The following is a 22217-nucleotide window of genomic DNA, read 5'->3' on the forward strand; positions in this document are numbered from 1 at the left end:
TGGGTCAGCGCGCGACGAGGCGTCAGGCGAGTCCGAGGAGGCGCAGGTAGCCGTCCCATGCGGGGGCACCGACGGCGATGCCGAGCCAGGCACCCGCGAGCATCCAGGGGCCGAACGGGATCCCGCTGCGACGGCCCGCCCGGCGCACGACCAGGAGGACGACTGCGAAGGTACCTCCGAGCAGGAACGCCGCGAAAGAACCCACTGCGAGGGGTCCCCATCCGAGGTACGCCAGCACGAGGCCGAGCACGCCGGCGAGCTTCACGTCGCCGAGCCCCATCCCGCCGGGCACCGCCAGCGCGAGCACGAGGTAGACGCCGCCGAGGACGACCAGGCCGATGAGCCCCCGGAGCGCGGCGCCCCAGTCGCCGGACACCGCCGACGCCGCCAGCAGGAGCACGGGCAGCACGACGTAGGCCGGCAGCACGATCCGGTTCGGCAACGTGTGGGTGTCGAGGTCGATGAGCGTCAACGAGATGCTGATCGCCATCAGGTACAGGAGTGCGACGAGCAGGATCGCAGCGTGGATCGTTCCGGGGACGCCGTCCGGCGCCGCCAGCGGCGACCACGGTGCGAGGACCGAGAGCAGCGTCACCGCGACGAACAGGAGGCCCGTGGCGGCTTCGACGAGCGGGTACCGGGCCGAGATGGGCGCGCCGCAGTCGCGGCACCGGGCGCGCAGGACGAGCCAGGAGATCACGGGCACGTTGTCGCGACCTCGGATCGCGTGACTGCATCCGGGGCAGGAGCTGGCCGGCGCGACGACGGACATGCCCGCGGGCACCCGGTACACGACGACGTTCAGGAACGACCCGATCGCGAGACCGAGCACACCGACCAGCGCGGCGACGAGGGGCGCCACCGAGGCGAAGGAAGCCACGGTCACTTCCCCGTCGGGGTGCCGTCGGCGCGGAAGGCCGTGGCCGACTCGGTCTCGGTCGTCACGCCGTACGTCGTCGACACGGGCTGCAGGAACTTGGGCGGGGCCGAGGACTTGAGTCTGCTGTCGTACGAGTACGCCTTCGCGTACCCCGTCAGCAGGCCGTTGCCGTACGAGGTGCGGACCGAGCCGCGGAACTGCTGGGCGATCGATCCGTAGATCGTGAGGATGCCGAGGTTCGACCCGTACTGGCTGTTCTGGACGTTGAACGTGCCGAGGTTGCTGGCGATGGCCGCGTCGATCTCGATGTTCTTGGTCGGCGCCGTGTTCGTCGAGTAGGAGCTGCTGCCCGTGTTGCAGACCGTGTTCGACCAGCCGGAGTAGCTCGAGCACGACACGGGGTTGTAGACGGAGACCGCCTTCTGCCCGACGAGCCCGAGCATGTCGTCGGAGGTCCGGCCGTTCTGGTAGACGATGTTCCCGGTGACGTACAGGAAGTTCTCCGCGGCGAGGGTCATCTGTCCGCCGAAGGATCCGGACACGAAGGCATCACCGCTGCGGCACCCGTAGTACCCGGCATCCCCGCGCGTTCCGGTGAACTCGCCGTTGAGCGGGTACCCCAGGCCGTTGCCGTAGTCCGAACTCGTCGAGGTCCCCGACTTGACCGTCTGCTGGCAGTAGACCGGCGAACCCGCGTTCACGGTCCCGTTGACCGTGCCGGACGGTGTGACGCTGGACGCCCAGTAGTTCGGGTCACCGACCGTCGACGGCACGCTCTGCACGTAGACCAGGTTCGCGGGCAGGGTGGGGACGACGGCACCGGTTCCCCGGAGGGCAGCGACCGAGCCGCACAGGGCGTCGTTCCCCGGGCCCGGTGCGATGGCGCTGCCGTTGGCGTTGCCCTTGACCTGTGTGGAGATGGTCCACGGTGAGACCACGCGCATCTTGCCCCCCGCGAGGAAGGTGATGGACGTCGGACCGGTGTAGAGGCACCCGGGCTTCGCCACCTTCTCGGGGATGTCGGTCCGTGCCTCCTGCTTCATGTTCGCGTTGGTGCTCGGCATGGGGAGCGTCCCGACGTTCTTGATCTTCCCGCCGATGAACTTCGTGGACGAGCGGCAGGCGGAGTCGATGGTCGTCGCCTTGCTCGTGTAGAAGAAGTCGGCGGGCCCCGTGTCCTGCACGCTCGAGTTGAACGTCGCTCCGCAGGCGGTGATGACGTCGTTCGACCGGACCGGCCCGTCGAGGACGTCACCGCTGGCGAACGTGACGGCTTCACAGCTGCTGCTGGAGCTCCAGTCGTCGTCGTTGCGGTGGTTCGAGACGCAGCCGGCGTTCGTCAGGCTCGGGTCCTGGGACTCGTAGTTCGTGAAGTACAGGTAGTTGACGAAGCCGTCGCCGCGGAGGTCCACGACGATGGTCCTCGTCGTGGCACCGGCCTTCCCCGTCACGCGCAGGCGGACCTTGCCGGTCGTCGAGTAGTCGGAGTTGTCGACCTCGTACCGGTAGGACTGGTCGGTGCTCCCGACCACGTTCGCCCAGGACCCGTCCTTCGCGGTGCCGAAGGCCTTGTTCGCCGGATCTGCCGTGTAGGTGCTCGTCGACGAGAACGCGGTGCGCACGCCGTACTTGACGTAGGCGTTGTCGGCTGCGAGGCGGCCCTGGTAGTCGGAGAGCCCCGCGTACGCGGCCGCGATCGCCTTGTTGTAGTTCGTGTCGGTCGTCGCTTTCGTCGCACCGCTCGTCGCGGTGGCGACGACGAGGGACAGCACGATCATGAGCACTGCACCGATCCCGATGACGGCCGCGAGGGCGACCCCGCGTTCGTCGTCTCGGGCGCGCAGGCCTCGGAGGATCCGGATGAGCATCATGACTCCGTGGCTGCGCCGTAGTCGAGGTTGCGCAGGTTGATGGTGGCCTGGAACGTGCTGTCGTTGACGGTCACGCCGCCCGTCGACCCCACGGTCAGTGCCACGCGGACGGACCGGATCGTGTCGTAGGTGGCATTCGCCGGCGCGGACACGGGTCCGTTGTCCGCGTCGACGTACGAGAAGAGCGTGCCTGCCCGGATCACGTCGGCGAGCCACAGCGTCCGGGTGGCGCCGGTGAACGTGCAGTACCCGCCGGCCGGGCAGTCGCCCCGCTGCAGCTGCATGCGCAGCCGGTTCGACACGACGTCGACCGTCACCTTGGTGAGCCCGGCCCGTGCGCTCGACAGGTCGACACCCGAGTAGAACTGCACGCTCCTGCCCGTGGCGCTCACGAACGCGGGCGCACTGACCGTCTTGCTCACCTGCCACCGCGAGGCCTCACGCAGGTACCGGCTGAGCTGCGTCATCGACGTGGTTCCCTGTCGGGTGCTGTCGTTGACCGAGGACACCGTGCGCTGCGCCTTCGAGATCGACACGAAGAAGCTCCCGACCAGGGTGAGCAGCAACGACGTCACGAGCATGGCGACGAGGAGCTCCACGAGCGTGATCCCGCGTTGGTCGCCACGCAGACGACGGAGGAGCGCGCGCATCAGCTGGCCGGCCTCGGGTCGACGAGGACGACGCCACCGGTGACGGCACCGTTGCTGACCATCGCGGTGTTGGTGGCGGTGAGCGCGAGCGGCGTCGTCGCCGCGCCCGCGGTGCCGCCCGTGAACAGCTTCCAGGTTCCCCACGGCAGGGCGATCGTCATGCTGTCCGACGTCGGCTTCGGGAAGCTCAGGGTCATCCCCTTCGCGCAGCCGGGATCGCCGTTCACGGCTGTGGTGGTCTTCGCGGTGATGAAGAGCGCCTTGTCAGGCTTGGCGAGCGTGATCGCGCCCATGCTGATCGGGATCGGCCCGGTCGCGTCCTTGAACTCCGTCGCCGTCCCCTTCTTGCCGGCCTTGTTGGCGGTCGTCCAGGCACCTGGTTCCGGGCCCAGGCAGGTCGCTGCGGCGTCGGACGACACGTCAGCGGAGTACAACCCGGCCACCGCCTGGTACCCCGAGGGGAACGGGAACAGGGCCGCGCTCGTCGGGGCGGGGTCCAACACGGTCGTGCCCGACGTCCCGTTGGTGATCGACAAGGGCAGGTTCGTCGGCAGAATCGCGGACGACGCCGGCGAGGTCACGTACTTGAACGAGTAGGTCGTCACCTTGTCGAAGGTGAAGGCAGCGGCACCGGAGCTCCCGACCGACACCGTCACCGACTGCGACGACGGACTCGGCTGTTGGGTCGAGTCGATGTACCCGGTGCGGGCGACCGACACCTTGTAGGTCCCCGGCGGAACACCGGCCACGTAGGTGCAGCCCTCCGCGTCCGTCGCCGGGAACGTGACCCCGGCGGGGCCACCGCTCACGGTCGGCACGATCCCGGAGACGCCGATACCGTTCGCGTTCGTCACGCCGACGAGGATCGAGCCCGTGGTGTCCGAGTTGATGTTCGTGAGTGGAGCGATGGCGCTCGACATCTCGACTTGCTGGGTCCCGGACGCTGCAGCGCTGGTTCTCCAACGAACCGTGACCGTCACGGCCTTGTACGACAGGCTGCCGTCGCCCGTGCCGCAGGCGGTGGCCGCGCCGGACGACCGGGTCCACGAGACCTTACGGGTCAGGTCGAAGACCTGGTTGCCGACCTGCTTGGTGGCGGTGCCGCTCTTCACGTTGAAGATGCTCGGGGTGTCCCGGAGGTCGTCGATGTCCTCCATCGCGATCGTCGACGCGACCTCTCGAGCACGGGTGTCCTTCGACAGCACCAGCGAGGCGGCGATGCCCGCGGCGATCCCGGCGGCGATCAGGGCGAAGATAGTCATCGCGACCATCACCTCGATGATCGTGAAGCCTTCCTCGCTCTCACGTGCGGAACGCAGTCGCTCGGCGATGCGCGAGATCATGGCGTCCCTTCTGGATGGAGTGGAAGTACATCAGGGCGGACGGTGACCCACAGGTCAACGTCCACCCTGACTGTGGTGTTACGGGGTCTTCTTCGTGAAGACGCCCGCAGCGCAGGTGCCCTCAGCCACACCCGCCGAGTCCGTGGCAGCGAACGTCTTCGAGGTGGCCCTGCTCGTGCCCTGGATGCAGAAGGCGGTCTTGTCCGCGTTGGCCGTGTAGACGAGGGTCGTGTCGCCGCCCACGGTCGTGCCCGCCTTCTTGTAGTCAGCGGTCGTGATGTCCGTCTTGTCGGCGGGGAACGTTCCGTCGCCGTTCGTCGCGATGCTCACGACGGCGGTCTTCGCGTTGGTGACATCCGACTTGACTGCCGAGTCCTTCGCGTTGTTCTGCACGCCGATGTACACCGGGATGGCGATCGCGGCGAGGATGCCGATGATGATGACGACGACGAGGAGCTCGATGAGCGTGAAGCCCTTCTCGCCGTCCTTCAGGAGACCCTTGCGGCGAGCGTCGAGCTGGCCCATGAGAGCGAAGTACATGGTTGTTTCCATTCTGCGGGGAATGTCGGGGAAATAGGTTCGGGGCTTGCTCGGCCGCCGCAGATCAGCGTATTGGGGGGCACATCGAGCGGCCAATCCCGAGAACGGGGGCCATGCTGGGCACAAAACACCCCCAGTGCGGGGGAGGGTCGATATCTACAATGCCCCCGCATGGGGGTGGAATGACTAGGAAGCGTTCTGCACGACGTTGGTGATCTGGAAGATCGGCATGTACAGCGCGATGATCATCCCGCCCACCACCACCCCCAGGAACGCGATGAGCAGCGGCTCGATCAGCGAGGTGAGGGCATCGGTGGTCGCCTCGACTTCGGCGTCGTAGAACACCGCGATCTTCTCGAGCATGATCTCGAGGGAACCGGCGTCTTCACCGACCGCGACCATCTGCGTCACCATTGCCGGGAAAACCGATTGTGCGGCGAGCGGCACGGCGATTGATTCACCTTTCCGCACGGCCTCTGCGACATTGTCGAGCGCGCGCTTCACGACGAAGTTGTTCGACACTTCCCCGACGATCCGCAATGCCTGCAGAATGGGCACACCGGCGCCGATCATGTTCGAGAAGTTGCGAGCGAACCGAGCAATGACGATCTTCTTCTGCAGCGGACCGAAGACCGGCAGTTTCAGGGTGATCGGATCGATGAACGCTCGGACGCGTTCGGTGTTCTTGTTCGCTCGCCACCACAGCCACGCCAGCACGACGACGATCGCGAGCGGGATCGCGACGTACCGCATGGCGTGTGACAGCGTCACGAGGATCTGCGTCGGCAGCGGGAGCGTGCCGCCGAGCGACGAGAACATGTCCTGGAAGATCGGGACGATGAAGATGAGCATGATGGCGACCGCCACCAGCGACATCACGAGCACGACCACCGGGTAGGTCATCGCCGACTTGATCGTCGAGCGGAGCTTGTGCTCCTTCTCGAAGTTCGTGGCGATGGAGTCCATGGCCTGGTCGAGGAAGCCGCCGGTCTCCCCCGCGCGGATCATGTTGATCATGATCGGCGGGAAGTCGACCGGGTACTTCGCGACGGCGTCGGAGAACGAGACGCCGCGCTCGACGTCGTCGCGGACCTTGCCGAGGATGTCCTTGAGCTTCTTGTTCTCGGTCTGGTCGGACAGGATCGTCAGGGTCCGCAGGAGCGAGAGCCCCGAGGTGAGCATCGTCGAGGCCTGTCGCGACATGATCGCGAGGTCCTTGAGGCCGACGCCCTTCTCGAACCCGGGGATCTTGATCTCGGTCTGGAGCCCGGTGCCGGCCTTGGCCTCGGTGATGGCGATCGGTGAGACGCCCATCCCCCGGAGGCGCTGGACGACGGCTCCCTCGGACGCGGCGTCGAGGCGACCCTTGACGAGCTTCCCGGCGCCGTCACGCCCGCGGTAGTCGAACGCGAGTGACATCAGTAGCCTCCGGAGAACTTGTCGCCGAAGTCGATGCCGCTGGCGGCGATCGCGGCGGCCGAGGAGTCGGACGGGGACTCGACGCGCTGGACGAGCCGGTCGAAGCCCTCTTCGTCGTGCACCTTCTCCATCGCGGCCTTGCGCGAGATGGTGCCGACGTTGACCAGTTCGGCGAGGTCCTGGTCCATGGTGTGCATGCCGAGGTCACGGCCGGCCTGCATGGCAGAGGTGATCTGGTACGTCTTGCCCTCGCGGATGAGGTTGCCGATGGCCGGGGTGATCGTCATGATCTCGGTGGCGACGACCCGGCCGACGCCGTTGGCCTTCGGGACGAGGGTCTGGCAGACGACACCCTGCAGGGTGGCCGCGAGCTGGGTGCGGATCTGCCCCTGCTGGTGCGGTGGGAAGACGTCGATGACGCGGTCGATCGTGCCGGGTGCGCTCTGCGTGTGCAGGGTGGCGAACACCAGGTGACCGGTTTCGGCGGCGGTGAGCGCGACGGAGATGGTCTCGAGGTCGCGGAGCTCACCGATCAGGATGACGTCGGGGTCCTGCCGCAGCACGTGCTTGAGCGCGGAGGCGAAGGAGTGGGTGTCGGCGCCGACCTCGCGCTGGTTGATGATCGACCGCTTGTGGTCGTGCATGAACTCGATCGGGTCCTCGACCGTCACGATGTGGTCGGCACGGCTCTCGTTGACCAGGTCGATGAGCGCGGCGAGGGTGGTCGACTTGCCCGAGCCGGTCGGGCCGGTGACGAGGACCAGGCCACGGGGCAGGCCGGCGAAGTCACCGACGTGCGCGGGGATGCCGAGCTGCTTGAGCGTCTTGATCCTGGTGGGGATGATGCGGAACGCGGCGCCCCAGTTGCCGCGCTGCTGGTAGTAGTTCACGCGGAAGCGGTACTCCGGCGACAGCGAGTACGCGAAGTCGAGCTCCTGGTCGTGGTCGAACTGCCCGGCCTGTTCGACGGACAGCAGCGTCTTGAGCGCCGCGATGACCTTGCCACGCGACCACGCGCCTCCGGGCACGGCCGGCCGGAGCGAGCCGTCGACGCGGACGGTGGGCGGGGCGTCGGCCGTGACGTGCAGGTCGGAGGCCCCCTGGTAGACGACCTGTGCAAGTGCGGTGATGAGGTCGGGGTCGGCGACCTCTCGTGCGTGCCGGGCGAAGTCGATGTCACCGGCCGACGCCGCGGCGAGGGCCGGGGTCGGAGCAGGCTCAGCCGGTGTGGCGTGGTGCGCGCCGCTGTAGGCGATGGCCGGCAGCTGCTGGGTCGCCGGCTCGGCGTACCCGTAGGTGGCGGTCGACGACGGCACCGCGGCGGGCGGCGTCGCCGGAGCGGTGGCGGACTGCGCCACGGGCGCAGCGACCGGACCACCCACGGGGCCGGCAACCGGGCTCGCCACGGCCGCGCCGGTGGGCGCGGGCCACACCGCCGAGTCGTCCGTCAGGTCGTAGACCTGCTCGGGCGGAGCGGCAGCGGCCGCGGCCAGCCGCGCGGCACGGCGGGAGCCGACCTCGGCACCGGGGGTGCCGGGGTGCCATCCGGCGACGGGCTCGTCGCCGGGCATGGTGATGTCGTACACGGAGTCGGTCATCTGCTCGTCCTGTTCTCCGGTCATGCGACGACGCGCAGGATCTCGTCGACGCTCGTCATGCCGAGCTTGACCTTCTCGAAGCCGTCCTGGCGGAGCGTGAGCATGCCCTGCTGCTGGGCGACGCGGCTGATCTCCGCGCTCGAGGCACGACCGACGGCGAGCCGCTCGATCTCCTCGGTCACGGTCATGACCTCGTGCAGGGCGATGCGGCCGCGGTAGCCGGTGTTCGAGCAGACGGCGCAGCCGACCGGGGCGAAGAACGCGGGCATCTCGTCGCCGGGGGCCAGGAACCCGAGCGCCCGGAGCTGCTCGATCTCGTACACGGCGGGCGCCTTGCACCGGTCGCACAGCCGGCGTGCGAGTCGCTGGGCGACGACGGAGTCGAGGGCGGATCCGACCAGGAACGGCTCGATGTCCATCTCGGTCAGGCGGGTCACGGCCGACGGGGCGTCGTTGGTGTGCAGGGTCGAGAGCACGAGGTGCCCGGTCAGCGACGCCTCGATCGCGATCTGGGCGGTCTCGTGGTCGCGGATCTCACCGAGCAGCACGACGTCGGGGTCGGAGCGGAGGATCGAGCGGAGCGCGGAGGCGAACGTCAGGCCGGCCTTCGGGTTGACCTGCACCTGGTTGATGCCGGCCATCCGGTACTCGACCGGGTCCTCCACCGTGATGACGTTGATCTCGGGCTTCGCCACGGCGTTGAGGGTCGTGTACAGCGTCGTCGACTTGCCCGAACCGGTGGGACCGGTGACCAGGATCATGCCGTACGGCTTCGAGTAGGACCGCTGGTACGCCTGGAAGTTCTGCTCGAGGAGGTTGAGGTCCTTGAGGGTCAGCGAGGTGTTCGTGTTGTCGAGGATCCGCATGACGACCTTCTCGCCCCACACGGTGGGCAGCGTCGCGACACGGAGGTCGATCTGCCGGCCGCCGTGCCGCACGGACATGCGGCCGTCCTGCGGCTTGCGACGCTCGGCGATGTCGATGTCGCTCATGATCTTCAGGCGGCTGATCACGCCGTTCTGGATGTTCTTCGGCGCCGGCGCCATCTCGTGCAGCACGCCGTCGATGCGGTACCGGATCCGGACCTCGTGCTCGCCGGGCTCGATGTGGATGTCGGACGCGTGGTCCTGGATGGCCTGCGACACGAGCAGGTTCACGAACCGGACGATCGGGACGTCGTCGAGGGCGCCGTCGGCGATGTCGATCTGCGCCTTCGAGGTCGTCGATGCTTCTTCTTCCAGCGACGACGTCAGGTCGTTCAGCTCGTCGTCGGCGCGCAGGTACCGGTCGAGGGCAGCGACGAGGTCACGGTCCTCGACCTGCAGCGGCTTGATCGCGCGACCAGACGCCGTCCGGGCGTCGTCGATGGCGAGCACGTTCGTGGGGTTCACCATCGCGAGGATGAGCAGGTCGCCCTCGAACCCGACGCCGAGCACACCGTGACGACGGCACAGCGCCGCCGGCAGGATCGACACCGCGGTGCCGTCGACGGGGTAGTCGCTCAGCGGGACGGTGCGGGAGTTGTTCGACGCGGCCCGGGCGGTGATGAACTGGGCCTCGCTCACGACGCCCTGGTCGACCAGGCCACGGATGGCGCGCTCGTCGAGGTCCTCGTCACCCGTCATCGCATCGAGGTGCTCGATGGGCAGGGCGCCGTTCAGGATGAGGATCTCGGACAGGGTCGCCATGAGTCCCGTGCCTCCTTGGACTCGCGCACGGCGAGACGTCGTCGGGTGATGCGCCACCAGGGATGTGGCGCCCGACCACGCTACTTCTGGGGCCCTCGCCGACCGCAGTCCCAGAAAGAGGGGGCGGAGGGGGTCCGGCTGCACCCAGAACTGGGGTCCACGACCGGTTCGGCCCCGGTCCGGGGGACGCCTCGGCCGGTTTCGCGGTGGTCGTCGGAGGGTGCATGTCCGCCAGCCTCCCGTACCCCGCACCGGTCTCGGAGCCATGGCGAGCAGTCCGTGGAGAACGTCGGTGTCACACGGGGGTGTGGAGGAACGACGCCGCCGTCCGACGCGGGCCGGACAGCGCGGCACCGCGGAATCCCTCTCGACGCGCGCCCCCACCCGGGCACATGATGAGTCATGGACATCACGAGCGTGACCGTGGGGTTGCCCGTCAGCGACATCGAGGCGTCCTGCCTCTGGTACGGCGCGGTCTTCGAGCGCACCGAGCCGGACCTCGAGCCCGAGGACGGCGTCGCCGAGTACGAGGTCGGCGGCATCTGGATCCAGCTCTACGTCGACGAACAGGCTGAGGAGAACCCGGTCAGCGTCCGCTTCGGCGTCGACGACGTCGCCGCGCAGCACGCACGCATCGGCGCGCTCGGCATCGACATCGGCCCCGTCGAGTGCGTCGACGGGGCGGTCGACTGGTTCGACGTCCGCGACCCCGACGGCAACGTGCTGAGCCTGTTCTCGCTGGTCGACGAGACCGGACGCGGTTCCGGCCGCGACAACGGCGCGGGCCGCGCGCTCTAGCCGCGACCCCACGGCGGACGGGAGGCCCGTGGCGGCCCCGCACCGCGCCTCCAGGCCGTCACGTGGTGACGACACGACGAAGGCCCCGCCTCCTTGCGGAGACGGGGCCTTCGTGAGATCACATCAGGCTCAGTTGTACGTGCCCGGCGTGAAGTCGTCCGACGAGAAGCTGTCGAAGTCGACGAAGCTCAGGTCGGCGTCCGAGAACGACGAGTCGTCAGCGAAGATGCGGTTGGGGTACCGCTCCGCCTTCGCCTCTTCGGTCGCGTTCACGTCCACGTCACGGTACCGGCTGAGGCCCGTCCCGGCGGGGATGAGCTTACCGATGATGACGTTCTCCTTGAGGCCGACGAGGTGGTCCTGCTTGCCCTCCATGGCCGCCTGCGTGAGCACGCGGGTGGTCTCCTGGAAGGAAGCGGCGGACAGCCACGACTCGGTCGCGAGGGACGCCTTCGTGATGCCCATGACCTCCTGGCGAGCCGAAGCGGTCTTGCGACCTTCCTGCAGCGCCGCACGGTTCAGCGCGTTGTAGCGCGACCGGTCGACGAGCTCACCCGGCAGCAGGTCGGTGTCGCCGTGGTCGACGACGGTGACCTTGCGGAGCATCTGGCGGACGATGACCTCGATGTGCTTGTCGTGGATCGGCACACCCTGCGAGCCGTAGACGTCCTGCACACCGTTGACCAGGTGCTTCTGGACCTCTCGGACACCCTTGACCCGGAGGACTTCCTTCGGGTCGACGGTGCCGGCGATGAACTGCTCGCCGAGCTCGACGTGCTGGTTGTCCTCGATGAGGAGCGTCGCACGCTTGAGCACCGGGTAGATGAACGGCTCGTCGCCGTTGTCCGGCGTGAGGATGATCCGACGACCCTTGTCCGTGTCCTCGACCACGACGCGGCCGGGGGCCTCGGCGATCGGGGACGCGCCCTTGGGGGTACGCGCCTCGAAGAGCTCCGTGACACGCGGCAGACCCTGGGTGATGTCGTCGGCCGAGGCCGAACCACCCGTGTGGAAGGTACGCATCGTCAGCTGGGTACCGGGCTCACCGATGGACTGCGCGGCGATGATGCCGACTGCCTCACCGATGTCGACCAGGTTGCCGGTGGCGAGCGAACGGCCGTAGCACTTCGCGCAGACACCGACGGCCGACTCGCAGGTCAGGACCGAGCGCACCTTGATGCTCTCGACACCGGCTGCCAGCAGCTTCTCGAGGAGCACGTCACCGACGTCCTCGCGAGCCTCTGCCACGACCGTGCCCTGTGCGTCCACGGCCTCGGTGGCCAGGGTGCGGGAGTACACGGTGTTCTCGACGCGCGGGTCGCGGACGAGCTTGCCGTCGGCGTCCACGGTCGCGATCGGCAGCTCGAGGCCACGCGTCGTGCCGCAGTCGTCCTCGCGGATGATGACGTCCTGCGAGACGTCCACGAGACGACGGGTGAGGTACCCGGAGTCCGCGGTACGGAGCGCGGTGTCGGCAAGACCCTTACGAGCACCGTGGGTGGCGATGAAGTACTCCGCCACGGTCAGGCCCTCGCGGTACGAGTTGATGATCGGGCGGGCGATGATCTCGCCCTTCGGGTTGTTCACCAGACCACGCATACCGGCGATGTTTCGGACCTGGAGCCAGTTACCACGAGCACCGGACGACACCATGCGGTTGATGGTGTTGTCGACCGGGAAGTTGTCGCGCATCTCCTGCGCGATCTCGTTCGTGGCCTCGGTCCAGATCTTGATCAGGTCGGCGCGACGCTCGGAGTCGGTGATCAGACCCTTGTCGAACTCGCCCTGCACCTTGGCGGCCTGGATCTCGTAGCCCGCGATGATCTCCTTCTTGCGAGGAGGCGTCACGACGTCCGACAGGGCGACGGTCACACCGGAGCGGGTGCCCCAGTAGAAGCCGGCGTCCTTGATCCGGTCCAGCGCAGCGGCCGTCTCGGTCTTGGAGTAGCGCTCGGCGAGATCGTTGACGATCGCGGAGAGCACGCCCTTGTCGGTGACCTTCTGGACGAACGGGTAGTTCGCCGGCAGGGTCTCGTTGAAGAGCGCACGGCCCAGGGTCGTCTCGAGCAGCACGGTGTCGCCCTGCTCGTAGCCCTCGGGAGCTTCACCCTCGGCGAAGTGGACACCCGTCATGCGGATCTTCGCCATCGCGTTGAGGTGCAGCGTGTGCTGGTCGTTGGCCAGGATCGCCTCGGCGACCGAGGAGAACGCACGGCCCTCACCGACGGCGCCCTCGCGGACGGTCGTCAGGTGGTGCAGACCGATGATCATGTCCTGTGCGGGCAGGGTCACCGGACGGCCGTCGGACGGCTTCAGGATGTTGTTCGAGGCGAGCATCAGGATGCGGGCCTCGGCCTGGGCCTCGACCGACAGCGGCAGGTGCACGGCCATCTGGTCACCGTCGAAGTCCGCGTTGAACGCAGCACACACGAGCGGGTGGAGCTGGATGGCCTTGCCCTCGACGAGCTGCGGCTCGAACGCCTGGATGCCCAGACGGTGCAGCGTCGGCGCACGGTTCAGCAGCACGGGGCGCTCGCGGATGATCTCCTCGAGCACGTCCCACACCTGCGGACGCGAACGCTCGACCATGCGCTTGGCCGACTTGATGTTCTGCGCGTGCGACAGGTCGATGAGGCGCTTGATCACGAACGGCTTGAAGAGCTCGAGCGCCATCTGCTTGGGCAGACCGCACTGGTGCAGCTTCAGCTGCGGGCCGACGATGATGACCGAACGGCCCGAGTAGTCGACGCGCTTGCCGAGCAGGTTCTGGCGGAAACGACCCTGCTTGCCCTTGAGCATGTCGCTCAGGGACTTCAGGGCGCGGTTGCCGGTACCCGTGACCGGACGACCACGACGACCGTTGTCGAACAGCGCGTCAACGGCTTCCTGCAGCATGCGCTTCTCGTTGTTCACGATGATCTCGGGGGCACCGAGGTCGAGCAGGCGGCGGAGACGGTTGTTGCGGTTGATCACACGACGGTAGAGGTCGTTGAGGTCCGACGTGGCGAAACGGCCACCGTCGAGCTGCACCATCGGGCGCAGCTCCGGCGGGATGACCGGCACGACGCCGAGCACCATCGCGGCCGGCGAGTTGCCGGTGGCGAGGAAGGAGCTGACGACGCGCAGACGCTTGATCGCGCGGATCTTCTTCTGGCCCTTGCCCTCGGCGATCTGCAGACGCAGTGCCTCAGCCTCGGCGGCCAGGTCGAACGCCTCGAGCCGGAGCTTGATCGCCTCGGCGCCCATGTAGGCGTCGAAGTAGATCCCGAACCGGTCCTGGAGCTCGTGGAAGACGGCGTCCTCGGGCTTGAGGTCGCCCACCTTGAGGTTGCGGAAGTCCTCCCACACACGCTCGAGACGGGTGATGTCCTCGTCGAACGACTTGCGGACCTGGGACATCTCCTTCTCGGCGGTGTCCTTGGTGCGGCGCTTGACGTCGGCCTTCGCACCCTCTTCCTCAAGGGCTGCGAGGTCGTCCTCGAGCTTCTTGAGGCGGTCAGCGATGATCGAGTCGCGCTGGCCCTCGAGGGTCTTGATCTCGAGACGCATCTCGTTCTCGAGACCCGGCATGTCCGCGTGACGGCCCTCTTCATCGATGTCGATGATCATGTACGCCGCGAAGTAGATGACCTTCTCGAGGTCCTTCGGCGCCATGTCGAGGAGGTACCCGAGGCGCGACGGGACGCCCTTGAAGTACCAGATGTGCGTGACGGGGGCAGCGAGCTCGATGTGGCCCATGCGCTCTCGACGGACCGAGGACTTGGTGACCTCGACGCCGCAGCGCTCGCAGACGATGCCCTTGAACCGGACACGCTTGTACTTGCCACAGGCGCACTCCCAGTCGCGGGAAGGACCGAAGATCTGCTCGCCGAACAGACCGTCCTTCTCGGGCTTCAGGGTGCGGTAGTTGATGGTCTCCGGCTTCTTGACCTCGCCGTACGACCACTGACGGATGTCCTCGGCGGTCGCGAGGCCGATCCGAATGGCGTCAAAGGAAGTTGCTTCGAGCAATGTTCTTCTCTCTTGCTGATTCAGGCTTCGATGTACGGGCGGGATCAGATGTCGTCGACAGAGGACGACTCGAACCGCGAGGAGATGTTGATGCCCAGCTCCTCCGCAGCGCGGAAGACCTCGTCATCGTTGTCGCGCAGGCTGACCGCCTGGCCGTCGGCCGAGAGGACCTCGACGTTCAGGCAGAGCGACTGCATCTCCTTCATGAGGACCTTGAAGGACTCGGGGATGCCGGGTTCCTGGATGTTCTCGCCCTTGACGATCGCCTCGTAGACCTTCACGCGGCCGAGGATGTCGTCGGACTTGATCGTCAGGAGCTCCTGGAGGGCGTAGGCGGCGCCGTACGCTTCGAGCGCCCACACCTCCATCTCACCGAATCGCTGTCCACCGAACTGCGCCTTACCACCCAGCGGCTGCTGCGTGATCATCGAGTACGGACCGGTCGAACGCGCGTGGATCTTGTCGTCGACCAGGTGGTGCAGCTTGAGGATGTACATGTAGCCGACCGAGACGGGCTCCGGGAACGGCTCGCCGGAGCGGCCGTCGAAGAGCTGCGCCTTGCCGGACGAGCCGATCAGGCGCTCGCCGTCGCGGTTCGGGAGGGTCGAGTCGAGGAGGCCCTCGATCTCGCGCTCGTACGCACCGTCGAACACCGGGGTTGCGACCTTGGTGCCGGGCTCGGCGCTGTGCGCTGCCTCCGGCAGGTTCTCGGCCCAGTCCTGGATGCCCTCGACGTTCCAGCCCTGCTTGGCGAGCCACCCGAGGTGGATCTCGAGCACCTGGCCGAAGTTCATGCGGCCGGGGACGCCGAGCGGGTTGAGGACGATGTCGACGGGGGTGCCGTCGGCGAGGAACGGCATGTCCTCGACCGGGAGGATGGTCGAGATGACGCCCTTGTTGCCGTGACGACCGGCGAGCTTGTCACCCGCGGTGATCTTGCGCTTCTGGGCGATGTAGACGACCACGCGCTGGTTGACACCAGAGCCGAGTTCGTCGTCACCGTCCTGCGAATCGAACACCTTGACGCCGATGATCGTGCCCTCTTCGCCGTGGGGCACCTTGAGCGAGGTGTCGCGGACTTCGCGCGACTTCTCGTTGAAGATGGCACGGAGCAGACGCTCCTCGGCGCTCAGCTCGGTCTCGCCCTTCGGCGTGACCTTGCCGACGAGGATGTCGCCGGGGCGGACCTCGGCACCGATGCGGATGATGCCGCGCTCGTCGAGGTCGGCCAGCAGGTCCGGGCTGACGTTGGGGAGGTCACGGGTGATCTCCTCCTTGCCGAGCTTGGTGTCGCGGGCGTCGACCTCGTACTCCTCGATGTGGATCGAGGAGAGCGTGTCGTCCTTGATGAGGTTCTGCGACAGGATCATCGCGTCCTCGTAGTTGTAGCCCTCCCACGGCATGAACGCGACGAGGAGGTTCTTGCCGAGCGCGAGCTCGCCGTTCTCCGTCGCGGGACCGTCGGCGATGACCTCGCCCTGCTCCACGCGCTCGCCTGCGGAGACGATGACGCGGTGGTTGTAGCTCGTGCCCTGGTTGGAGCGGTCGAACTTGCGCAGGTAGTAGGTCTGGGTGCCGCCCTCGTCGAGCTGCAGGGTGACGGCGTCGGCCGAGACCTCGGAGACGACACCGGCCTTGTCGGCGGTGACGACGTCGCCGGCGTCGATGGCCGTGTAGCCCTCCATACCGGTACCGACGAGCGGCGACTCGGAACGGAGCAGCGGGACGGCCTGACGCTGCATGTTCGCACCCATCAGGGCGCGGTTCGCGTCGTCGTGCTCGAGGAACGGGATGAGCGACGTCGCGACCGACACCATCTGGCGCGGGGAGACGTCCATGTAGTCGACCTCGTCCTTGGCGACGAGTTCGACCTCGCCACCCTTCTTGCGGACGAGCACCTTGTCGTCGGCGAAGTGGAAGTCGTTCGTCAGCGGGGCGTTGGCCTGCGCGACGACGAACTCGTCCTCTTCCGAAGCGGTGAGGTAGTCGATGGTCTTCGTGACCTCGCCGTTGACGACGCGACGGTACGGGGTCTCGATGAAGCCGAAGGAGTTGATCCGACCGAAGGACGCGAGCGAACCGATCAGGCCGATGTTCGGGCCTTCCGGGGTCTCGATCGGGCACATGCGGCCGTAGTGCGACGGGTGGACGTCACGGACCTCGACGCCGGCACGCTCACGGGACAGACCACCCGGGCCGAGGGCCGAGAGACGACGCTTGTGCGTCAGGCCCGCGAGCGGGTTGTTCTGGTCCATGAACTGCGACAGCTGGGACGTTCCGAAGAACTCCTTGATCGCGGCGACGACCGGACGCACGTTGATGAGCGTCTGGGGGGTGATCGCCTCGATGTCCTGCGTGGTCATGCGCTCGCGGACGACGCGCTCCATGCGGGACAGACCCGTGCGGACCTGGTTCTGGATGAGCTCGCCGACGGCGCGGATGCGACGGTTGCCGAAGTGGTCGATGTCGTCCACGTCGAGGCGCAGCTGCACCGGCTCGCCGTCACGGACGCCGTCGATCGTGGTGCGCTCAGCGTGCAGCGACACCAGGTACTTGATCGTCGCGACGATGTCCTTGACGGTGAGCACCGAGTCGGACAGCGGGGCGTCCATGCCGAGCTTGCGGTTGACCTTGTAGCGGCCGACCTTCGCGAGGTCGTAACGCTTCGGGTTGAAGTAGAAGTTGTCGAGGAGCGCACGCGCGGCCTCGGCAGCGACCTGCTCACCGGGACGGAGCTTGCGGTAGATGTCCTTGAGCGCCTCTTCCTTCGTGAGGACGGCGTCCTTCTCGAGGGTCGACTCGATCGACGCGAAGCCCTGGAACTCGTCCATGATCTCTTCGCTCGTCAGGCCGAGGGCCTTGAGGAAGACGGTCACGGACTGCTTGCGCTTGCGGTCGATGCGCACGCCCACCTGGTCGCGCTTGTCGATCTCGAACTCGAGCCAGGCACCACGCGACGGGATGATCCGCGCCGAGTAGATGTCCTTGTCGGAGGTCTTCTCCTGCTGGCGCTCGAAGTACACGCCGGGCGAACGGACGAGCTGCGACACGACGACGCGCTCGGTGCCGTTGATGATGAACGTGCCGCGTTCGGTCATGAGCGGGAAGTCGCCCATGAAGACCGTCTGCGTCTTGATCTCACCCGTCATGTGGTTCATGAACTCGGCGTTGACGTACAGCGGAGCGGCGTAGGTCTTGCCGCGCTCCTTGCAGTCGTCGATCGAGTACTTCGGGTCTTCGAGCTCCGGCGCGGTGAACGAGAGCTGCATGGTCTCGCCGAGGTCCTCGATCGGGGAGATCTCCTCGAAGATCTCCTCGAGCCCCGAGTGCAGCGCGAGGTCGGTACGACCCTGCTCCTGCCCTTCGGCGAGGCGGGCCTTCCAGACGTCGTTGCCGACGAGCCAGTCGAAGCTCTCCGTCTGGAGTGCGAGCAGATCAGGAACCGTGAGGGTGTCCGTGATCTTGGCGAACGAGAGTCGCGAGTGGTTGCGACCGTTCTTGGGGTTGGTGGATGCGTTGGGCGCAGCAGCCAAGGGTGTGACCTCCGGTAGGCCCCGTCGGGCCGACACTGACGAGCAGTGTGTAGGTGAGTGGATTGATCGCTCGGCGAACCCTGAGATGCAAGCCCTGCGACCACGCCGACGCGTGCCTTGACGCTGAACGTCGGTGCACGTGTGGGATGATCTCCGTGAGCGGTACCCGCCGCCATATACGGGTCCGGCTGCACCAGGGCGAGATGAGTTTCTGTCTCAGAACTCTGCGTCGACCGCAATATGACGACACGGATGCCAGGGAGCGCGAACTATCATCATAGTTCGCTCCGTGGCGTGCTGTCCAGTCCCGGCTTGACCGGATTCGGCAGTGGCGTGTATAAGCCGCCACACGCCGCTTCCATTCCCGGGCTAGCCGGGTCCCTGCTCAGCCGGGCTCTGATCAACCCAGCCGCTCGCGCTCGACGCGATCCGCGCCTCCCGGCCCGCCCGGCAGTCCGGCCAGCGCACGGAACGCGTCCTCCGGTCGACGCGTGCGGACGAACGTGACCCGGCCCCGGTCGTCCGTGAGCTCGATCCCGAGTCCCGGCGTCAGGATGAGCGCACGCACGCCGCGACGGATCCGCAGGCCGACACCGCCGTAGGTGGCCGCGTCCGCCTCGACCAGGCGGACGTCGGTGATCCGCCGGCGCGGGATGCGCCGCGGCGGGAGCGGACGGAAGTGCAGGGTCACGTGCCGCTCGGTGACGGTGAACCCGGCCCGGGCGAGCAGGAGCAGCGACCCGAGGGCGACGGCGAGCAGGGCCGGCACCAGCAGGGCGACCTCCGGCGCGTCCCCGGGCCAGCCGAGCACGGCGGCGGACAGCCCGGCGCCGCCGAGGAGCAGCGCCGTGCCGACGACCCGCATCCAGGTTGGTGCCGTCTCACGGTCGGCGTGGAACGGCAGGGCGGCGCGGGAAGCGCGGGACGGCCGGGAGGCCCGGATCACCCGGGTGGGTCGGGTCCCGGACCGGCGCGTGTCCGGGGTGGTGAGGCGTGCGGTTGGCACGCTCATGGTGTCGGCGGTCATGACGGAGGTCTCCTGCGGCGGATCAGCAGTGGTGCACTCGTCATCGGGTGCGGTGCGTTCGACGGCCAGCGCGCGCGGGTGGCCGGAGGGGTGGCGCGCAGCAGCACGCCGACGGCGCGCACGCTCGAGCGGTGGGGGCGCTCACGGGCACGTCGTGGTCACGGTGTCCGGGCGGACGCGTGGAGTGTGGGGGCACACACGCATCGACGCTCTGGCGTCGTGACGACAGACGTCAACGGTACGCAACGAGTCTTGGCGTCCGCTGGTCGTCCATGTGTACGCATTCACGTGTCCGCAGTGCGTCGCCCAGCGACGACGGGGTGCGGACGGTCAGCGCAGGACGCGGGCGACGGCCTCGGCGCGGGTGCGGACCCCGAGCTTCGCGAACACCTGGTTCACGTACGACTTCACGGTGGGCACCGTCAGGAACAGCTCGGCGGCGATCTGCGGGTTCGTCCGGCCGTCCGCGATCCGCTCGAGGACGTCCACTTCGCGCGGGGTGAGCTCCGGGAACCGCGCACCGAGCGACGGACCGGGATCGGGTGACGCAGGCGCCGCGGAACCAGCAGCGACACCGGCACCTGCACCGGCACCACCGGCGAGGCGCGCCACCAGCCGCGCCCCCACGGTCGCGTCGAAGGTCGACTGCCCGGCGGCCACCGCACGTACCGCGGTCGCGATCTCCGCGCGCCCGGCGTCCTTCGTCAGGTAGCCGCGGGCCCCCGCTCGCAGCGCGGTGGTGATGGAGTCGTCGTCGGCGTAGGTCGTCAGCACCAGGACCGCGACCCCGGGGTGCTCGGCGACGATCCGCGCGGTGGCGGTCGGCCCGTCGACACCCGGCATCCGCAGGTCCATCAGGACGACGTCGGGCACGTGCCGGTCGACAGCGGCGATCGCCTCGGCACCGTCGGCCGCCTGCCCGACGACCTGCAGGTCGGGCACGAGCGACAGCACCGTCACCAGGCCGTCGCGGACGATGGCCTGGTCGTCGACCACGAGCACCCGGATGGTCACGAGCGGTCGTCCTCCGCGGCGACCGCAGCGTCCGCAGTGTCCGCGTCGCGCGTGCCGTCGACGGGCAGGTGCATGGCGACGACGAACTCGTCGTCGGAACGCTCGGCCTCCACCGTGGCCTCGCTGCCGAGTTCCGCGAACCGCTCGCGCATCCCGAGCACCCCCTGCCCGCCGCTCGGCAGCGGGTTGGCCACGACGACGTCCACGGCGTCGCCGTCCCGGATCACGGACAGGGACACGGGGCGGCCGGGAGCGTGCCTGCGGGCGTTGCTGAGGGCCTCCCGGACGACCTGGACCACGGCGGCACGGTGGGCGTCGTCGAGGACCGCGAGGGTCGCGTCACCCTGCACGACGGCCTCGCCGCCGAACGAGCGGTGCGCGTCGAGCAGGGCCGACAGGCCCGACGCGTGGTCCGCGGACGGACTGGAGGCACGGGTCGGCTCCGGCTGGCCGGGCTGCGGTTCGTCGCGGAGCGCGTGCACCGCACGCCGTGCCTCGGCCAGGCCGTCCGCGGCCAGCGCGCGAGCGTCGCCGGCTCGGCGGGTGGCCTCGTCGACGCGGCCGGCCTCGAGCAGGGCCTCGACCGCGTCGAGCTGCAGGACCAGGCCGCCGAGCGAGTGGGCGAGGACGTCGTGGATGTCCCGGGACGCCCGGGACCGGTCGGCGAGGAGCCGTGCGCGCTGCTGCTGCCGCTCGGTCTCGCGGGCCTGCGCCGTCGTGATCCGGACCTGCCGACGACTGAAGCCGACGAGCACGCCGAGCAGCAGCCCGCCGCTCACGCCGAGGACGAACTGCACCGACGTCTGCGCGAGCGTCGCGGTGACGGCCACCACCACGACGGCCGCGAGCGCGGCGACCGCGGCCGTCCAGACCGGCAGACGCAGGTCCGCGCCGAGGACGACGAGCCCGACGATCACCGGGACCACCAGCAGCGAGTCGGTCGGCACCACGGCGAGCGATCCGGCGGCGATCATCACGCCGGCTGCGGCGACGAGGACGCGGGGCGTGCGTGCCCCTTCGCGGACGGCCCAGGCGGCGAGCGCCACGGCCCCGACGGCCCAGACCCACGCGGGGTGGTGGAGCAGGAGGCCGTTCCGCACGAACCAGAAGGCGACCACGGCGATCCCGACGGCGTTGAGTCCCCAGGAGAGCACCGAGGCGGACCGGACCCCGGCGGGGTCGGTCCGGTCCGGGGCGGTCGGCAGGCTCACCGCACCATCATGCCGCGGCGGGCGGCCGCCGACCGGTCGCCGCCACGGGGGATGCGCTGGTCGACGACCAGGGCACGGGCGGCACGGTTCAGGGCGAGCACGAGCAGGATCGTGCCGGTCGACGTGAGCAGGTGCGCACCGAGGTGGCCGCCGAGGACGTCGAGCCCGACGCGGGCGGCGATCAGGACGATCCAGAGCGCGGCGCCGAGCCACCCGGTGCGGGACTGCAGCGTGCGGCCCTTGTCGTCCGGCGTCGTGACCGTGCGGAACCGGGTCATGGCCCCCATCGCGAGGCCGACGCCGACGGTGAGCAGGGCCTCGAGGCCGAGGAACACGACGTCGGTGGTGGTGACGGTCGTCGTGGTCTGTGCGAGGACGACCACGCCGACGATCGCCATCACGAGCGGTCCCCGCCAGATGCGCGCCGGGTCGAGGTACCGCCAGGTCGCCTGCCGGTACGCCAGGAGCCCGACGAGGGCGAGGCCGATGAGCACGTTCGCGAGGAGCTGGACCGACATGGTGTGCCTTTCGAGGTGGTCCGGCGGGGCGTTCCCGACCGGTGTGATCAGCCTCGTTCCGGACGCTCCGCGGGCACACCAACCAGGGGTGGGGACGCGGGTGGTGATCGCGGTGG

Annotated in this window: 15 protein-coding genes; 1 reads left to right on the top strand and 14 read right to left on the bottom strand. The window is 68.4% G+C overall.

Annotated elements, in window-relative coordinates; all coding sequences use genetic code 11:
• Nucleotides 1-22 precede the first annotated feature (22 nt).
• The 8 genes from DEJ29_RS16970 to DEJ29_RS17005 form a co-directional block, all read right to left on the bottom strand.
• Entirely contained in the window at nucleotides 23-886 is an 864-nt protein-coding gene (locus DEJ29_RS16970) for a prepilin peptidase (RefSeq protein ID WP_502866883.1), read from the bottom strand.
• A complete protein-coding gene (locus DEJ29_RS16975) occupies nucleotides 883-2751 on the bottom strand; it encodes a hypothetical protein (RefSeq protein ID WP_146248318.1) in 1869 nt (622 codons plus the stop codon). Before DEJ29_RS16975 ends, DEJ29_RS16970 begins: the two co-directional genes overlap by 4 nt.
• Nucleotides 2748-3401 (bottom strand): PilW family protein, encoded by a 654-nt coding sequence (locus DEJ29_RS16980; RefSeq protein ID WP_111094813.1) that lies wholly within the window; start codon nucleotides 3399-3401, stop codon nucleotides 2748-2750. Before DEJ29_RS16980 ends, DEJ29_RS16975 begins: the two co-directional genes overlap by 4 nt.
• A complete protein-coding gene (locus tag DEJ29_RS16985) occupies nucleotides 3401-4744 on the bottom strand; it encodes a carboxypeptidase-like regulatory domain-containing protein (RefSeq protein ID WP_111094812.1) in 1344 nt (447 codons plus the stop codon). The genes DEJ29_RS16980 and DEJ29_RS16985 overlap by 1 nt, the downstream gene beginning before the upstream one ends.
• 78 nt (nucleotides 4745-4822) lie before the next feature.
• Nucleotides 4823-5284 (bottom strand): type II secretion system protein, encoded by a 462-nt coding sequence (locus DEJ29_RS16990; protein WP_111094811.1) that lies wholly within the window; start codon nucleotides 5282-5284, stop codon nucleotides 4823-4825.
• 186 nt (nucleotides 5285-5470) lie between these two features.
• On the bottom strand, nucleotides 5471-6703 hold the full coding sequence (locus DEJ29_RS16995; RefSeq protein WP_111023277.1) for a type II secretion system F family protein: 1233 nt from the start codon (nucleotides 6701-6703) through the stop codon (nucleotides 5471-5473).
• Entirely contained in the window at nucleotides 6703-8325 is a 1623-nt protein-coding gene (locus DEJ29_RS17000) for a type IV pilus twitching motility protein PilT (protein WP_284173937.1), read from the bottom strand. Before DEJ29_RS17000 ends, DEJ29_RS16995 begins: the two co-directional genes overlap by 1 nt.
• Entirely contained in the window at nucleotides 8322-9989 is a 1668-nt protein-coding gene (locus DEJ29_RS17005) for a GspE/PulE family protein (RefSeq protein WP_111094810.1), read from the bottom strand. The genes DEJ29_RS17000 and DEJ29_RS17005 overlap by 4 nt, the downstream gene beginning before the upstream one ends.
• A gap of 402 nt (nucleotides 9990-10391) precedes the next feature.
• On the opposite strand from DEJ29_RS17005, the gene DEJ29_RS17010 reads away from it, so the two are divergent.
• Nucleotides 10392-10787, top strand: coding sequence for a VOC family protein (locus DEJ29_RS17010; RefSeq protein ID WP_071245506.1), 396 nt, complete (start codon nucleotides 10392-10394; stop codon nucleotides 10785-10787).
• 129 nt (nucleotides 10788-10916) lie between these two features.
• Here DEJ29_RS17010 and rpoC read toward each other — a convergent pair whose 3' ends face one another.
• The 6 genes from rpoC to DEJ29_RS17040 form a co-directional block, all read right to left on the bottom strand.
• Nucleotides 10917-14798, bottom strand: a complete 3882-nt coding sequence (rpoC, locus tag DEJ29_RS17015) for a DNA-directed RNA polymerase subunit beta' (RefSeq protein WP_110863230.1) — start codon at nucleotides 14796-14798, stop codon at nucleotides 10917-10919.
• A gap of 44 nt (nucleotides 14799-14842) precedes the next feature.
• On the bottom strand, nucleotides 14843-18331 hold the full coding sequence (gene rpoB / locus DEJ29_RS17020) for a DNA-directed RNA polymerase subunit beta (protein WP_111094809.1): 3489 nt from the start codon (nucleotides 18329-18331) through the stop codon (nucleotides 14843-14845).
• A gap of 400 nt (nucleotides 18332-18731) precedes the next feature.
• The gene (locus DEJ29_RS17025) at nucleotides 18732-19358 is read right to left on the bottom strand and encodes a hypothetical protein (protein ID WP_111094808.1); all 627 of its coding nucleotides are present in this window, start codon (nucleotides 19356-19358) and stop codon (nucleotides 18732-18734) included.
• 330 nt (nucleotides 19359-19688) lie between these two features.
• Nucleotides 19689-20372 carry a response regulator transcription factor gene (locus tag DEJ29_RS17030; protein ID WP_111094807.1) on the bottom strand — a complete coding sequence of 228 codons (684 nt, stop codon included), beginning with the start codon at nucleotides 20370-20372 and terminating at the stop codon, nucleotides 19689-19691.
• Nucleotides 20369-21583, bottom strand: coding sequence for a sensor histidine kinase (locus tag DEJ29_RS17035; RefSeq protein WP_181438170.1), 1215 nt, complete (start codon nucleotides 21581-21583; stop codon nucleotides 20369-20371). Before DEJ29_RS17035 ends, DEJ29_RS17030 begins: the two co-directional genes overlap by 4 nt.
• Nucleotides 21580-22101 (bottom strand): hypothetical protein, encoded by a 522-nt coding sequence (locus tag DEJ29_RS17040; protein WP_181438169.1) that lies wholly within the window; start codon nucleotides 22099-22101, stop codon nucleotides 21580-21582. Before DEJ29_RS17040 ends, DEJ29_RS17035 begins: the two co-directional genes overlap by 4 nt.
• Nucleotides 22102-22217 lie beyond the last annotated feature (116 nt).

It is taken from the genome of Curtobacterium sp. MCPF17_021 (assembly GCF_003234605.2).
GTDB classification, from domain to species: Bacteria; Actinomycetota; Actinomycetes; order Actinomycetales; family Microbacteriaceae; genus Curtobacterium; species Curtobacterium flaccumfaciens.